This is a genomic window from Micromonospora sp. ATCC 39149 (assembly GCF_000158815.1).
Classification (GTDB): domain Bacteria; phylum Actinomycetota; class Actinomycetes; order Mycobacteriales; family Micromonosporaceae; genus Micromonospora.
The window spans coordinates 3,837,164-3,851,135 of the sequence record NZ_GG657738.1; the positions used below are offsets into that span (position 1 = coordinate 3,837,164).

At 73.7% G+C, this 13,972-nt stretch carries 14 protein-coding genes; 8 read left to right on the forward strand and 6 right to left on the reverse strand.

Annotated elements, in window-relative coordinates; all coding sequences use genetic code 11:
* Positions 1-7: 7 nt before the first annotated feature.
* Both MCAG_RS16420 and MCAG_RS16425 read right to left on the reverse strand, forming a co-directional pair.
* Entirely contained in the window at positions 8-2,017 is a 2,010-nt protein-coding gene (locus MCAG_RS16420) for an AAA family ATPase (RefSeq protein WP_007074104.1), read from the reverse strand.
* A 116-nt stretch (positions 2,018-2,133) separates the two neighbouring features.
* Positions 2,134-3,411, reverse strand: a complete 1,278-nt coding sequence (locus MCAG_RS16425) for an amidase (protein WP_157548528.1) — start codon at positions 3,409-3,411, stop codon at positions 2,134-2,136.
* Between the two features lie 97 nt (positions 3,412-3,508).
* Between MCAG_RS16425 and MCAG_RS16430 the strand changes: the two genes are divergently transcribed.
* The 3 genes from MCAG_RS16430 (at position 3,509) to MCAG_RS16440 (ending at position 6,415) form a co-directional block, all read left to right on the forward strand.
* Positions 3,509-4,090, forward strand: coding sequence for a helix-turn-helix transcriptional regulator (locus tag MCAG_RS16430; RefSeq protein WP_036377310.1), 582 nt, complete (start codon positions 3,509-3,511; stop codon positions 4,088-4,090).
* A 111-nt stretch (positions 4,091-4,201) separates the two neighbouring features.
* Positions 4,202-5,530 (forward strand): MFS transporter, encoded by a 1,329-nt coding sequence (locus MCAG_RS16435; RefSeq protein ID WP_036373739.1) that lies wholly within the window; start codon positions 4,202-4,204, stop codon positions 5,528-5,530.
* A 33-nt stretch (positions 5,531-5,563) separates the two neighbouring features.
* Entirely contained in the window at positions 5,564-6,415 is an 852-nt protein-coding gene (locus MCAG_RS16440) for a menaquinone biosynthetic enzyme MqnA/MqnD family protein (protein WP_007074108.1), read from the forward strand.
* 139 nt (positions 6,416-6,554) lie between these two features.
* Here MCAG_RS16440 and MCAG_RS16445 read toward each other — a convergent pair whose 3' ends face one another.
* A complete protein-coding gene (locus tag MCAG_RS16445; protein ID WP_050777984.1) occupies positions 6,555-7,517 on the reverse strand; it encodes a hypothetical protein in 963 nt (320 codons plus the stop codon).
* Positions 7,517-8,500: a hypothetical protein gene (locus MCAG_RS16450; protein ID WP_036373741.1), complete on the reverse strand. Its 984-nt coding sequence runs from the start codon at positions 8,498-8,500 to the stop codon at positions 7,517-7,519. Before MCAG_RS16450 ends, MCAG_RS16445 begins: the two co-directional genes overlap by 1 nt.
* A 372-nt stretch (positions 8,501-8,872) precedes the next feature.
* On the opposite strand from MCAG_RS16450, the gene paaA reads away from it, so the two are divergent.
* Genes paaA through paaE form a run of 5 tightly spaced genes read left to right on the forward strand, consistent with a single transcriptional unit; the run spans position 8,873 to position 12,558 of the window.
* Positions 8,873-9,943 (forward strand): 1,2-phenylacetyl-CoA epoxidase subunit PaaA, encoded by a 1,071-nt coding sequence (gene paaA, locus MCAG_RS16455; RefSeq protein ID WP_036373744.1) that lies wholly within the window; start codon positions 8,873-8,875, stop codon positions 9,941-9,943.
* Entirely contained in the window at positions 9,940-10,230 is a 291-nt protein-coding gene (gene paaB, locus MCAG_RS16460) for a 1,2-phenylacetyl-CoA epoxidase subunit PaaB (protein ID WP_007074112.1), read from the forward strand. The genes paaA and paaB overlap by 4 nt, the downstream gene beginning before the upstream one ends.
* Positions 10,227-10,952: a 1,2-phenylacetyl-CoA epoxidase subunit PaaC gene (gene paaC, locus MCAG_RS16465; RefSeq protein WP_007074113.1), complete on the forward strand. Its 726-nt coding sequence runs from the start codon at positions 10,227-10,229 to the stop codon at positions 10,950-10,952. The genes paaB and paaC overlap by 4 nt, the downstream gene beginning before the upstream one ends.
* Positions 10,946-11,422, forward strand: coding sequence for a 1,2-phenylacetyl-CoA epoxidase subunit PaaD (paaD, locus tag MCAG_RS16470; RefSeq protein WP_007074114.1), 477 nt, complete (start codon positions 10,946-10,948; stop codon positions 11,420-11,422). The genes paaC and paaD overlap by 7 nt, the downstream gene beginning before the upstream one ends.
* Positions 11,419-12,558 carry a 1,2-phenylacetyl-CoA epoxidase subunit PaaE gene (gene paaE / locus MCAG_RS16475; protein ID WP_036373747.1) on the forward strand — a complete coding sequence of 380 codons (1,140 nt, stop codon included), beginning with the start codon at positions 11,419-11,421 and terminating at the stop codon, positions 12,556-12,558. The genes paaD and paaE overlap by 4 nt, the downstream gene beginning before the upstream one ends.
* A 17-nt stretch (positions 12,559-12,575) precedes the next feature.
* Here the strand turns inward: paaE and MCAG_RS16480 are convergent, their stop codons facing one another.
* Positions 12,576-13,481, reverse strand: a complete 906-nt coding sequence (locus MCAG_RS16480) for a Fic family protein (RefSeq protein WP_157548102.1) — start codon at positions 13,479-13,481, stop codon at positions 12,576-12,578.
* Between the two features lie 146 nt (positions 13,482-13,627).
* Positions 13,628-13,924: a hypothetical protein gene (locus MCAG_RS16485; protein WP_007074117.1), complete on the reverse strand. Its 297-nt coding sequence runs from the start codon at positions 13,922-13,924 to the stop codon at positions 13,628-13,630.
* Positions 13,925-13,972: the final 48 nt, after the last annotated feature.

The window sequence follows — 13,972 nt, forward strand, 5'->3', positions numbered from 1 at the left end:
CCCTTCCTTACAACGGGGCGGGGAGCGGGGCGGTGTGCAGCACCGTCAGCCGGGAGACCGCCCGGGTGAGCACCACGTACAGCCGGTGCAGGCCGCGCGGCTCGGCCGCCACGATCGCCGCCGGCTCGACGGTCACCACGTGGTCGTACTCCAGGCCCTTGACCAGCGTCGCCGGGACCACGGTGACCCGGGTCGAGGCCGCCACGTCGTCGGCGGTCGCCGTGTCGATCCCGGCGTCGGCCAGCGCCGCCCGCAGCCCGCCGACCGCGTCGTCGGCGGCGATCACCCCGATCGAGCCGTCGTGGGCGAGCGCCGCCCGCACCTCGGCCACCGTCGCCGCCACCAGGTCGGTCGCGGTACGCACGTCCAGCGCGCCGTCGCGGCGCAGCGACTCGGCCGGGGGTACGTTCACCGCCAGCGCCGGCAGCAGCCGGTTGGCGAACGCCACCACGGCCGCGGGGACCCGGAAACCGACGCTCAGCGGCACCACCGTCGCGTCCGGCTTGCCCAGGTGGGCCAGAGACTCCCGCCAGTCGCGGGCGGCCCACGGCGCGGTGCCCTGCGCCAGGTCACCGAGCAGGGTGATCGATCCGTGTTCGCTGCGCCGGGCGATGGCCCGGCACTGCATCGGGGAGAGGTCCTGCGCCTCGTCGACCACCACGTGCCCGAAGCCGGCGGGGCGCTCCAGCAACCCGGCCACCTCGTCGATGAGCACCGCGTCGGCGGCCGTCCATCGCGTGACCTTCGGGGTGCGGGGCGGCTTCGCCCAGGTCAACAGCGCCTGTTCGGCCTCGGTGAGCACGCCGTCGGCCGCCGCCGCGAGCGCCGCCGGGTCGGCGAGCAGGGTGTGCACCAGCCCTTCCGGGGTGAGCGCCGGCCAGACGGCGTCCAGGAAGTCGGCGACCGGGCGGCATCTGCCCATCCGGCGCAGCCAGGCGTCGCTGGGCGACTCGGCCCGGCGGGCCTCGGCCTGGCGTTGCAACAGGCCCACCACCCGGGCCCGGACCCGGTCCCGCCCGGTGGCGTACGGCAGCCCCTCCCGGCGGGTCTCCTCGACCACCCGGTGCAGCGGGTCGAGGCCGATCCGCCAGCGGAACGACCCGTCGGAAACCATGATCGGCTCGGTCGGGGCGGCGATGCGGGCCGCGACCGACCGACGCAGCACCTCGGCCATCCGCGCGTCGTGCTTGAGCGCCGCCACGGCCGGGTCCTCGGCCGCGCGCACCGGCACCCGGGCGATCAGGTCCTCCACGGTCGCCTGCTCGACCTCGACCTCGCCGAGCGCCGGCAGCACCGCCGCGATGTACGACAGGAAGGCCCGGTTCGGTCCCACGATCAGCACCCCGGACCGGCGCAGCCGCTCCCGGTGCAGGTAGAGCAGGTACGCCGCCCGGTGCAGGCCGACGGCGGTCTTCCCGGTGCCAGGCGCGCCCTGCACGCAGATCGACGCGGCCAGGTCGGCGCGGACCAGCTCGTCCTGCTCCGGCTGGATGGTGGCGACGATGTCGCGCATCGGGCCGACGCGGGGGCGTTCGATCTCGGCGGTGAGGATGCGGCTGGCCGTGCCCAGCTCCTCACCGCGGTCCAGGTGCTCGTCCTCGAAGCTGGTCAGCGTTCCGGCGCTGAACCCGAACCGGCGGCGCACGGTCACGCCCTGCGGGTCCCGGGCACTGGCCCGGTAGAACGACCGCGAGATCGGGGCCCGCCAGTCGAGCACCATGGGCTCGCCGAGATCGTCGGTGACGTGGCGGCGGCCGATGTGGTGCTCCTCGTCGCCGAACGTGAGCCGGCCGAAGAACAGCGGGGTGTCGGGCTGGTCGGCCAGCTCGGCGACGCGGCGGGACAGGGTGCGCCCCAGGGTTTCCGCCGTGTACGCGTCGCCGGCGACGTTGTGGCCGGTGGCGAAGAGGGCCTCGGTCCGTTCGCGCATGCGGGTCAGCGCGGCCCGGGACGCGTCCAGGTGGGCCCGTTCGGCGGCCAGTTCGGTGTCCAGTGACATGGGGGCGTGCGGGGTCATCCGACCTACTCCTCGGCGCGGGGGACAACGCTGCCGCTCGCGTTTCCGGCACGGGGGCCGGCGCGGGGACGTCCGCTGCGGTGCTTGACACCGCGGCCGTCGGCGGGGCGAACAGTTTACTCCGCGCCGCCGCGCCGGTCAGCGGGTTTATTCGGCCCCGCCTGCCCCGGCCCCGCCTGCCCCGGGCCGGGCGGCGGCCAGGGGCGCAGCGCCTCCAGCGCGGCGGCCGTCCGGATGAGCAGGTGCTCGTGATGGTGGGGGGCGACGATCTGGAGGCCCACCGGGGTGCCGTCGGGGGCGAACCCGGCCGGCACGCTGGCAGCGGGGTGCCCGCTGACGTTGAACGCCCAGGTCAGCGCCACGCTCATCCGGTCGCCCGGCCCGGCGTGGCCGTGCGCCGGGTCGGGGGTCGTCGGGGTGAGCAGCACATCGGCAGCGGCGAAGAGCCGCGCCAGACGCGCGTCGTTGCCGGCCCGTACGGTCGCGGTGGCGGCCCGGCCACCGGGTGCCCGCAGGGCCCGCCAGGCCGGCGCGGGGTCGGCGAGGACCAGGTCGTGCTCGACCCACCGGAGGATCCCCGCGTCCGCGAGCCGGTCGGCGGCGGCGACGGCGGGGCCCACGACGGCGGGGGCGACCTCGGCATAGCCCAGCGTGGCGGACCAGACCGCCCGGAGGGGCCCGCCGCGCGCCGGGTCGAGGTGGCCGGCGAGGCGGGTGCCGAGAACGGCGTCGAGGTACGCGGCGGCGTCGACGACCGTGCGGGCCAGCGGGCCCGGCGCGTTGAGCCCAGCCGCGTCGCGGGCGGGCAGCCGCCCATTGGTGACCTTGATGCCGACCACGCCGCACCAGGCGGCGGGGATGCGCACCGATCCGGCCCCGTCGTTGCCGGTGGCCAGGGGCACGAGCCCGGCGGCGACGGCGGCTGCGGAACCGGCCGACGATCCGCCGGGCGTGCGGTCGGCGCGCCAGGGGTTGGTGGTGGGGCCCCGGTCGGTGTGACCCCACGTCTGCCAGGGCGTGCCCCGGGGGACGGCGGTGGCCCCGATCGGGATGCAGCCGGCGGCGGCCAGTCGGCGGGCCTGGGGCGAGTCGACGCCCTCGGTGGCCTTGACGCCGAGCGGCACGCCGGCCAGCGGCAGCGGACCGGCGGCGAGGCTGCGCTCCAGCTCGCGGGCGGCGTGCCGGGCCCGCTCCGGCCACGTCTCGCGGAAGGCCCGCAGCGCGGCGTCGGCGGAGCCGATGCGGGCCAGGGCCGCCTCGACGACCTCGAGGGGGCGAAGCCGGCCGGCGTTGACCAGCTCCGCGAGCTCGACGGCGGCCCAGGGGGCGGCGGACTCACCGGAGGCGGCGGGATCGTCAGGGGCTGCGGTGTCCTCAGGGGCTGCGGTGTCCATCGTGGCGGCCTCGCTCGGCACCGTGCTGGCGGTCGTGCCGCCGAGCGTAGCGGCGGGGCCGATGGCAGGGGCGTGCGGCGGGCGGGATCATGGGCACATGACCGAGGCACGGCCCGAGCGGCAGCGGGTGACGATCAGCGATCCGCAGGTGATGCGGGCCCTGGCCCACCCGGCCCGGCTTGCGATCATGGAGCATCTCGCCTCGATCGAGTCCGGGGCCACCGCCACCGAGTGCGCGCAGATTGCCGGTCTGTCGCCGAGCGCGACCAGCTACCACCTGCGTGCGCTGGCGAAGTTCGGCCTGGTCGAGCAGGCCCCGAGCCGGGGGGATGCCCGGGAGCGGGTGTGGCGGGCGTTCAGCCCGTCGTACAACGTGGAGGCGGGGCGGGCGGCCGGCTCCGAGGCGCGGGCGGCCGAGTTGGCCCTCGTGGAGGCGCACCTAGCCCGGGACGCGCAGCGGACCCGGGACTGGTTCCGCCGGGCGCCCGAGGAGCCGGCGGAGTGGTACCGCGCCGGGTGGTTCAGCGACACTGTGCTGCTGCTCACCGCCGAGGAGTTGTTGGCGCTCAACGAGGCCGTCCAGGACCTGATGGCACCGTACCGGCGTCGGGTGCGGACGGACCCACCCTCCGGGGCGCGCCCCGTGGCAGTGCAGTACCGGTCGGTGCCCGTCGACTGACTGGCCGCTCGGTGCCCGTCGGTTGAACGGCCCCGCTGCCGGCGGCAGCGGGGGGCCACCCGCGCGACGAGGGGATTGCCCTACCCAAGTGTGAAGGATTATTTTCGAAGTATGTCCTTCGCTCCCGGTCGGTCGCGCTGGTCCGACGTCTGGCTCGCCACCGCCGCCCGGGGCGTCTCCAGTTGCGGGGACTTCCTCGCCGCGAGCGCCCTCACCCTCGCCCTCCAGTCCGCCGGTGCCGGCGGCCCGGCCGTGGCGGGGCTGCTGATCGCCGCGAGCCTGCCGCTCGTCGCGCTCGCCCCGCTGACCGGCCGGCTCGCCGACCGGGTGGACTCCCGTGCCCTGCTGGTCGCGGCCGGCGTGGTCCAGGCGGCGATCTGCCTCGCCCTCGCGTACGCCGAACATCCGGCCCTGGTGACCGGCCTGGTGGCGCTGCTGGCCGCCGGCCTCGCGGTAACCCAGCCGGTGCTCGCCGCCCTCGTTCCGGCGATGGTCACGCCTGGGGACCTGCCCCGGGCCAGCGCCCTGCACCAGACGGCCGGCACCCTCGGCGCGCTGGCCGGTCCGGCGCTGGCCGGGGTGCTGGTGGGGCAGTTCGGCGCTCGCGTGCCGCTGCTCCTCGACGCCGTCAGCTACCTCGCTCTGGTGGCCGCCGGCCTGCTGATCCGCACCCGCCGGGGCGGTGCCCGGACGGTCCGCGACGTCCACCCGGTGCCCGCCGGTGCGGTCGGTGACGGGCACCCGACGCCCGCCTGCGGCGACGGGTCGGCCCCACGCTGGCGACTGCGCCCGGATCGGCTGCTGTTCGCGATGGTGGCCTCGCTCGCCGGGGTGGTCGGCGCGGTCGGAGCGATCAACGTGATCGAGGTGTTCTTCATCCGGGAGACACTGGGCAGCTCCACAACCGTCTATGGGCTGGTCACGGGGGCCTGGACACTCGGCATCGTGGCCGGGGCGTGGGCGCTCGCCCCGCTGGCTCGCCGGCTCACCGACGACGGTCGACTGCTCGGCACGGGGCTACTCCTGCTGGGCGGGTGCTGCCTTGCGGTCCTGGGCTCCGCCGCAGTGCCGTCCGCGTGGCTGCTGATGCCGATCTGGCTGATCGGCGGGGTGCTCAACGGCGGGAACAGCGTCGTCAGCAACGTGCTGCTCGCCCGCCGGGTGCCCGAGGCGGCGCGCGGTCGGGCGTACGCCGTCTTCGGCGCGTCGGTCCAGGGCGCGAGCATGGTCGGCCTCGCGGCCGGCGGCCTGCTGCTCGACCTGGCCGACCCCCGTCCGCTGGTGGCGGCATGCGGCGTCGCGGGGCTGCTCGTGGTGGCCGCGTTCGCTGTCCCGGTCGTTCGGGCCGGCCGCTCCGAACGGTCCGCCGCCACCCACGCGGCGACCCCGGCCGGTAGGCCGCCAGGTGCGGGATTGGCCACTCCGGAGGCCGCCCGCTGAGCCCCCGACGGCCAACGGGGATACGGTCGCAGCATGGCTGACCGCATCGCCCGTCCCCGGGTCGGACACATCCAGTTCCTGAACTGCCTGCCGATCTACTGGGGTCTGATGCGCTCCGGCGCCCTGATCGACGTCGACCTGCACAAGGACTCGCCGGACCGGCTGAGCGCCGCCCTGGTCGCGGGCGACCTGGACATCGGGCCGATCTCGCACGTCGAGTACCTGCGCCACGCCGACGAGCTGCTGCTCCTGCCCGACCTGGCGGTGGGCAGCGACGGCCCGGTGCTCTCGGTCAACGTGGTGTCCACGAAGCCCCTCGCCGAGCTGGACGGCGGCCGGGTCGCCCTCGGCTCGACGTCCCGCACCGGCGTGCTGCTCGCCCGGCTGCTGCTCGGCGAGCGGTACGGGGTGCGCCCCGACTACTTCCGCTGCCCGCCCGACCTGACGCAGATGCTGCTGGAGGCGGACGCCGGGGTGCTGATCGGCGACGTGGCGCTGCGGGCGCTGCACGAGGCGCCCCGCCGTGGGCTGGAGGTCACCGACCTCGGGCAGGCCTGGCGGGACTGGACCGGGCTGCCGATGGTCTTCGCCGTCTGGGCGGTACGCCGGGACTTCGCCGCCGCCCATCCCGGCCTGGTGAAGGAGGTGCACGAGGCGTTCCTGCGCTCCCGCGACCTGTGCCTGGCCGAGCTGGACCGGGTCGCCGAGGCCGCTGCCCGGTGGGAGCCGTTCGACGCGGCAACCCTGGCCACGTACTTCCGGGCGCTGGACTTCTCGCTCGGAAAGCGGCAGGTGGCCGGGCTGCGGGAGTTCGCCCGCCGGGCGGCCGAGGTCGGCGAGGCCCCCGCCCTGCCGGCGGACGGCCCGCAGTTCTTCGCCGGCTGACGGCGCGACCCGGCTGACGGGGCGTGCCCTGAGCTGACGGCGCGACCCGGGCTGACGGGGCGTGCCCTGAGCTGACCGCGCGACCCGGGCGGGCACGCCGGCAACCGCCCGCCGCTCGACGGCGGTCACCGGCCGCGCGTCAGGTGCCCGAGCGCAGCACCGCTTCGGTGATCTTCTGGCAGTTCTTCATGCCGTACTCGTAGCCCATGTTGATCGGGTAGCGGACCATCACGCCCATCGTCCAGTTGTCGCCGATGGCGAGGCAGTTGATGTGCATCTCCTGCTCCCTGGTCCGGTCGATCCAGCCGTTCTTGATGGCGATCTTCTTCTGCTCGGCCGCCGGGAACGCCTTGCGGATGCCGAAGTCACCGGAGCCGCGCACCAGCCGCATCTCGTTGATCAGCCACTTGGTCCACTCCGGCCCGGCGGCCCGACCGTCCTTGATGCACGCCCCGAGGCGGGCGGTGTCCCGGGGGGAGAGGTTCGTCCGGCTCCAGCCGCCGTCGGCGGCGGTGCTGCTGTCGGTGGTCTTGCAGATGGAGATCATGCGCTTGATCGACGCGGACCGGCCCACCGAGTTGTAGAACTGCTCGGCGCGGGTGTTGTCGCTGTCCCGGATGATCCTGGTGGCGTCGGCGAGCTTGGCGTCGCTGGGCTTCTGCCCCGCCTCGTCGGCGCGGCGCAGATAGTCGGCGACGATCCAGGACTTGATCAGCGATGCGGTGGTGCTCGTCTCGGCCATGTTCTTCGAGCCGAAGATCTTCCCGGTGCGGGTGTCCAGGACGCTCCAGGCGTACCAGCCCTCGATGTCGAGGTCGATCTGCTTGTCCGCGAACGGCAGCGGCTCCAGCGACGGCGAGGGGCTGGGCGAGGCCGGGGGGCGTGAGCGGCGGTCCGAGGTCGCGTTGGCGGCGCGGTCGACCGGCGCGGACGGGGCGCCCCACTGGGCGGCGGCGGCCGACGACAGCGGGGAGCCCGGCAGCAGCCGCAGCGACACCAGCACCAGCCCGATCAGGACGGCCGCGATCGCGATCAGCCGCAGCGGCGACGCCTCGCCGCCCGCGGAGCCCCCGCCGCCGTCCCGCCGCCGGCTGCCCGCCATCAGAGCTTCCCGATCGGCTGCTGCGGCACCTTGAGGGCGGCACCGGGCTGCGGGGTGACCAGCTGGGTCGCGACGCTGGCGCAGACCTTCGCGCCGTACGACAGCCCGTTCTTCTGCGGGTAGCGCAACATGACCGCGAGGCTCCACTTCTCGGTGACCGCAAGACAGTTCACGTGCCAGTTGCCGTCGTAGTTCAACGGGGTCCAGCCGTTCTTGATGCTGACCGGTCCCTGGGCCTTGATCGCGGCAGGTAGGCCGTCGACGATCCCCCACTTCCCACCGCCGGACTTTAGCCGCTGGTCCTTGATGCCGCCGCGAACCTTGCTCATCTCGTCCAGCACCCACTTGGTCCACTTCGGCCCGGCCGCCTTGCCGTTGGCAATGCAGTCGCCAAGCCGGACGGCGTCGCGGGGGGACATCCGGGTGAAGCTCCAGTAGCCCTCGTACCCCGCGACGTTGCCGCGCTTGGTGTCGGTGAGGCCGCAGATGCTGATGGCCCGCTTGATCACCGGATTCGGCTGGCCGTTCGGGTACGTCTTGTACGAGCCGCCCGCGGCGGACCAGACGGCGTTCGCGGCATCGTCGTTGCTGTCCCGGATGGCGAGGCTCGCCTGTTTCTTCAGCGTGGCCGAGGGCGCCTTGTCGCCGAGCTGTCGCAGGTAGTCGGCGACGATCCAGGCCTTGATCATCGACTCGGTCGAGCTGGTGCTGGTGAGGTTCTTCGAGCCGGAGATCTCGCCGCTCTCCCGGTCCATCAGTGCCCAGGAGAAGAACTCGCCGGAGAAGTTCACCGAGACGGGCCCGGCGCGCAGGGTCGGCGGTGGCGGGGCGGTCGGCTCGGGGGCCGCCACGCTCTCCGCGCCGCCCCCGCCGGATCCGCCGCTGTCGTCACCGGAGAGCTTGGCGTACGCGGCGGGCACCAGCATGGCGCTGCCGAGGAGGACCGCCACGACGGCGAGCACCATGGCCACGCGAGGTCGCATGAGTGGGTGAGCTCCAGATGTCAGGGCCGGGGGGCCGGCTGTTTTCCGAGCGAGCTCGACCTGATCGCCGTGGGCCGGGGGAGTGGCCTGCGTCATACCCGGCGATCGCCAGCAGCCGATCGGTGTGACCGGGAAAGTTTACGTCCGGACAGCCGCCACGCCAGAACCCGACGCCTGTCAAGTTGCTATGAAGGCGGGATTATGGCCGCATATGCCCTGATTGGTGGAGTTCACCTCTGCTTAGTGAGCCATGTCATAGCTGTGCGCCGACCTGCGGCAATGCCGAAGCGGGTCGTTTCGTCACGGAAGGTTAGTTCCGAATTCTATGACACCCTCTGGCGTCCGGGATCGCAAGCTGTAACACTTGTGGTCATGTATGGCAACGACTTCTCCGCCCCGCAGGACGCGTCCGGCGGTGGCCTGCTCGGCGAGGTGGAGGCGGCGGAGGCGGAGCTGCGGGAGGCGGCGGCCCGGCAGCGGGGCGGTGCCGCCCCCGGTCCGGACGCCGACCTCGCGGCGTACTTCGCCGACGTGATCGACGCCGACCAGAAGATCGAGCCCCGCGACTGGATGCCCGAGGCGTACCGCAGGACGCTGATCCGACAGATCGCCCAGCACGCGCACTCCGAGATCATCGGGATGCAGCCGGAGGGAAACTGGATCAGCCGGGCCCCCTCGCTCAAGCGCAAGGCGATCCTGCTGGCCAAGGTCCAGGACGAGGCCGGGCACGGCCTCTACCTGTACGCCGCCGCGGAGACCCTCGGCGTCAGCCGGGACGAACTGGTCCAGCTCCTGCTCGACGGGCGGCAGAAGTACAGCTCGATCTTCAACTACCCGACCCTGAGCTGGGCCGACGTGGGCGTGATCGGGTGGCTCGTCGACGGCGCCGCGATCGTCAACCAGGTGCCGCTGTGCCGTTGCTCCTACGGGCCGTACGCCCGGGCCATGATCCGGGTCTGCAAGGAGGAGTCCTTCCACCAGCGCCAGGGCTTCGAGATCCTGCACACCCTGGCCCACGGCACCCCCGGCCAGAAGGCCATGGCCCAGGACGCGGTGGACCGCTGGTGGTACCCGTCGCTGGCCATGTTCGGCCCGCCCGACGGCGACTCCACCCACTCCGCCCGCTCGATGGCCTGGAAGATCAAGCGGTTCTCCAACGACGAGCTGCGCCAGCGCTTCGTCGACATGTGCGTGCAGCAGGCCGAGATCCTCGGCCTCACCCTGCCCGACCCCGACCTGCGCTGGAACGAGCAGCGTCAGGCGTACGACTTCACCGAGCCGGACTACGCCGAGCTGATGCGGGTGATCTCCGGCGAGGGCCCGTGCAACCGGCAGCGAATGGAGCACCGGCGCCGCGCCCACGCCGAGGGCGCCTGGGTACGCGAGGCCGCCGCCGCGTACGCGGCCAAACGGGCGCAGGCGAAGGAGGCGGTCGCGGCATGAGTGCCACCGACAACACGCCGCTGTGGGAGGTCTTCGTGCGGGCCCGGCGCGGGCTGTCGCACACCCACGTCGGCAGCCTGCACGCCCCTGACGCCGAGCTGGCCCTACACAACGCCCGGGACCTCTACACCCGCCGCCAGGAGGGGGTGTCGATCTGGGTGGTGCCGGCCGCCGCGATCACCGCGTCCAGCCCCGACGAGAAGGACGCATTCTTCGACCCGGCGGCCGACAAGGTCTACCGCCACCCCACCTTCTACGAGGTGCCGGACGGGGTGGCCCACCTGTGACCGGCCCCTTCGACTTCGCCCTCGCCCTCGGCGACGACGCGCTGGTCGCCGCGCAGCGGCTCGGCGAGTGGACCAGCCGCGGCCCGGAGATGGAGGAGGACGTCGCGCTGGCCAACATCGCCCTCGACCAGCTCGGCGCGGCCCGGCTCCTGCTCACGTACGCGGGCGAGCTGGAGGGCGCCGGCCGCGACGAGGACGCGCTGGCGTACCTGCGCGGCGACCGCGAGTTCCGCAACTGCCTGCTGGTCGAGCTGCCCAACGGCGACTTCGCGGTGACCATGGCAAAGCTGCTGCTGCTGTCGGCGTACCAGCTCCCGCTCTACGCCGCGCTGGCCGGCTGCGCCGACGAGCGGCTCGCCGCGATCGGGGCCAAGGCGCGCAAGGAGTCCGCGTACCACCGGGACCACGCCGCGCTGTGGGTGCGGCGGCTCGGCGACGGCACCGCCGAGTCGCACCGCCGGATGCAGGCCGCCGTGGACCAGGTCTGGCCGTACGCGCACGAGCTGTTCGCGCCGTGGCCGGGCGCGCCGGTCGACCCGGCCACCCTGCGGGGCGACTTCGACGCGTACGTCGGGCCGGTGCTGGCCGAGGCGACCCTGACCCGGCCGGCGGACGGCTGGGCCCCGGCCGGCGGACGGGACGGCCTGCACACCGAGCACCTGTCGTACCTGCTGGCGGAGATGCAGGTGTTGCACCGCGCCCACCCGGGGGCGAAGTGGTAGACCCGAGGGAGGCCGTGGCGGCGGTGGTGGACCCGGAGATCCGGGTGATCACCATCGACGAGCTGGGCATCCTGCGGGCGGTCGAGGAGGACCGGGCTACCGGCCGGGTCACCGTGACCATCACCCCCACGTACACCGGCTGCCCGGCGATGGACGTGATCCGGGCCGACATCCGCCGGGCGCTGGCCGCCATAGGGCACCCGGACGCCGAGGTCCGCACGGTCTACAGCCCGGCCTGGAGCACCGACTGGATCTCCGCCGCCGGCCGGGCGAAGCTCGCCGCCGCCGGCATCGCCCCGCCGCCGGCGACCCGGGCCGGCACCGTCGTGCCGCTGACCCTCGCCGTCCGCTGCCCGCGCTGCGGGGCGGCGGAGACCGAGCAGGTCAGCCGGTTCGGCTCCACCGCGTGCAAGGCCCTGTGGCGCTGCCGAGCCTGTCGTGAACCCTTCGACCACCTGAAGGCGCTGTGACTGTCACGATCACCCGTCCGGTCCGCCGCCGGCCGGCCTTCCACCCGCTGCCCGTCGCCGCCGTCGACCGGCTCACCGCCGACGCCGTGGCGATCACCTTCGCCGTGCCCGAGGAGCTGCGGGCGGCGTTCGCGTTCTCCGCCGGCCAGCACCTCACCGTGCGGCTTCCCGCTGGAGGCGGGCTCACCGGCTCCACGGGTGCTGACGGGGCGGACGTGCGCCGGTCGTACTCGATCTGCTCGACGCCCGACGACCTGGCCCGGCACGGCCGGCTGCGGATCGGGGTGCGGGAGGTCCCCGGGGGCGCGTTCTCCGCGTACGCCTGCCGGGCGTTGCGGCGCGGCGACACCGTCGAGGTGCTGCCCCCGCTGGGGCACTTCACCACGGCGTTCGACCCGGGCCGGGCCCGCCGCTACGGCGCGGTGGTCGCCGGCTCCGGCATCACCCCGGTGCTCGCGCTGGTCGCCACGGCCCTGGCCGTCGAGCCGGCCAGCACCTTCACCATCGTGTACGGCAACCGCACGGCGAACTCGGTGATGTTCGCCGAGGAGCTTTCCGACCTGAAGGACCGGTACCCGACCCGGCTGCACCTGGTGCACGTGTTGTCCCGGGAGCGGGGCGAGTCGCCGCTGCTGTCGGGGCGGATCGACGCCGAGCGGCTAGGGCGTCTGCTGGGCACGATCGTGCCGGGCGACGCGATCGAGGAGTGGTTCCTCTGCGGCCCGTACCCCATGGTGGTCGACGCGAAGGCGGTGCTCGCCGCACGGGGCCTGCCGGAGTCGGCGGTGCACACGGAGCTGTTCCACGTCGCCGAGGCGCCCGCCCCGCCGACGCGCCGCCCCGCCGACGCGCCCGGGGCCGGTGCAGAGGTGACGATCGTGCTGGACGGCCGATCGTCGACCTTCACGATGGGCCGCGAGGAGCGGGTCCTCGACGCGGCGCTGCGGGTGCGCGGCGAGCTGCCGTACGCGTGCAAGGGCGGGGTCTGCTCCACCTGCCGGGCGAGGGTGGTCTCCGGCGCGGTGACGATGGCCCGCAACTACGCCCTGGAGCCGGACGAGGTCGCCGCCGGGTACGTGCTGACCTGCCAATCCACCCCAACCACCGACACCCTCACAGTCGACTACGACGCCTGACGCGGCCGTTCGGAACGTCAGCGCCGGTACGGGTCGGTGATCTCCCGGGGCCGCAGCGCTGGAGCGGCGAGTTCGCGCAACGTAGTGGATGCGACGTAGTACCTGCCGCGGGTCTGACCGTGCTGCTGGAGGAATCCCGCCTTCACCAGGGCGCGAAGGTCGCGAACGGCCTGGTCGTCGGTGAGGGTTTCGTCGCGCTGGTAGACGGTGCGGCGCACCCTGCCGCCGGTCGCCGCGAGTTGTAGGGCGCTGACCACGCGCTCGGGGAGCCCGTCCTGGCGTGCCCGGACGTCGAGCAGTTCCCACAGTCGGGCGGCCTGGTCGATGCGCTGCCGAACCAACTGCGCCTGCTGGTGGTGGGCGCTCAGGCAGAACCGGACCCACGGGCCCGTGTCGTTCGCCGGCTGCCAGCCCGGGCCGCCCACCTCGCCCAGCACGTCGTAGTAGGCGTAGGCGTTCCGACCGTTGCCCAGCCACTCCTCGATGGAGGAGAACTCGGGTGCGAGGACGCCGTCGCGGGCGAGGACCAGGGTGTGCAGGCACCGCGACATGCGCCCGTTCCCGTCGCGCCATGGGTGGATCTTGACCAGGTTCAGGTGCGCCATCGACGCGCGCACGAGGAGTGGGCTGGCGGGTTCCCCGTCGGCCAGCCAGTCGACCAGTTCGGAAACCAGGGACGGCACCTCGTCGGCGTCCGGGCCCGTGTAGACGCGCCGGCCCGTGTGGGCCTCGTCGACGTAGATGTCACCGGGGCGGTACCGCCCCGGCCACTTGGCCAGCTCGTGTCGCATCATCATGAAGTGCAGGGCGTTGAGGAGCATGTGTTGCCAGGCGTACTCCCGGGAGTGGCCGAGCTGCTGCACGTAGGTGAGGGCGTCCCGGTACCCGGTGATGACGTCCCAGGTGCCCGGACTGGTTTCCATCGGGTCTTCCCGGTCACTGCGGCGACGGCGTCGTCCAGGCCGACCTGGTAGCCCTCGATCGAGTTGGAACCCTGGATGGCGTGGGCGATCAGGGACCTGCGCAGGCGGAACGCCGAAATGATTAAAGGATTCTCGGCTGCGGGGGGTCAGGCATCCTCGCGTACGTGTGCCGTCCAGCAGGTGAGGTCGGAGTGGTGCTCGGTGAGGATGATCGGTTCGCCGCAGGCTTCCTCGATCATCTTGGCTGCGTCGTCCAGGTGTGCCGGCTGGTGATCCCAGTCGTCGTCCCGGAACAGGTGCAGGCCGACCTCGCCCCGGTCGTCGCCGAGCGCCTCGGCGGCCTCGGGTGACACCAGCACGACGGTGTAGCGGGACGCCTCCCGCTCCGCCTCGGTGGGTGACGGCCGCCCCGCACGGCCCTGCCGGCCGAATCGGGCGATCACCGAGGGGATCGGGCCGGGCGAGTCCGCCGGGTCGCAGGCTGGTCGCGG

Bases quoted from the DNA above. Each gene is read 5' to 3' on its own strand.
- MCAG_RS16440 (WP_007074108.1), top strand. From the start codon at position 5,564: ATGGCTGACCGCATCGCCCGTCCCCGGGTCGGACACATCCAGTTCCTG.
- paaA (WP_036373744.1), top strand. From the start codon at position 8,873: ATGTATGGCAACGACTTCTCCGCCCCGCAGGACGCGTCCGGCGGTGGC.
- MCAG_RS16445 (WP_050777984.1), bottom strand. From the start codon at position 7,517: ATGGCGGGCAGCCGGCGGCGGGACGGCGGCGGGGGCTCCGCGGGCGGC.
- MCAG_RS16425 (WP_157548528.1), bottom strand. From the start codon at position 3,411: ATGGACACCGCAGCCCCTGAGGACACCGCAGCCCCTGACGATCCCGCC.
- MCAG_RS16430 (WP_036377310.1), top strand. From the start codon at position 3,509: ATGACCGAGGCACGGCCCGAGCGGCAGCGGGTGACGATCAGCGATCCG.
- paaB (WP_007074112.1), top strand. From the start codon at position 9,940: ATGAGTGCCACCGACAACACGCCGCTGTGGGAGGTCTTCGTGCGGGCC.
- MCAG_RS16480 (WP_157548102.1), bottom strand. From the start codon at position 13,481: ATGGAAACCAGTCCGGGCACCTGGGACGTCATCACCGGGTACCGGGAC.
- MCAG_RS16420 (WP_007074104.1), bottom strand. From the start codon at position 2,017: ATGACCCCGCACGCCCCCATGTCACTGGACACCGAACTGGCCGCCGAA.
- MCAG_RS16450 (WP_036373741.1), bottom strand. From the start codon at position 8,500: ATGCGACCTCGCGTGGCCATGGTGCTCGCCGTCGTGGCGGTCCTCCTC.
- MCAG_RS16435 (WP_036373739.1), top strand. From the start codon at position 4,202: ATGTCCTTCGCTCCCGGTCGGTCGCGCTGGTCCGACGTCTGGCTCGCC.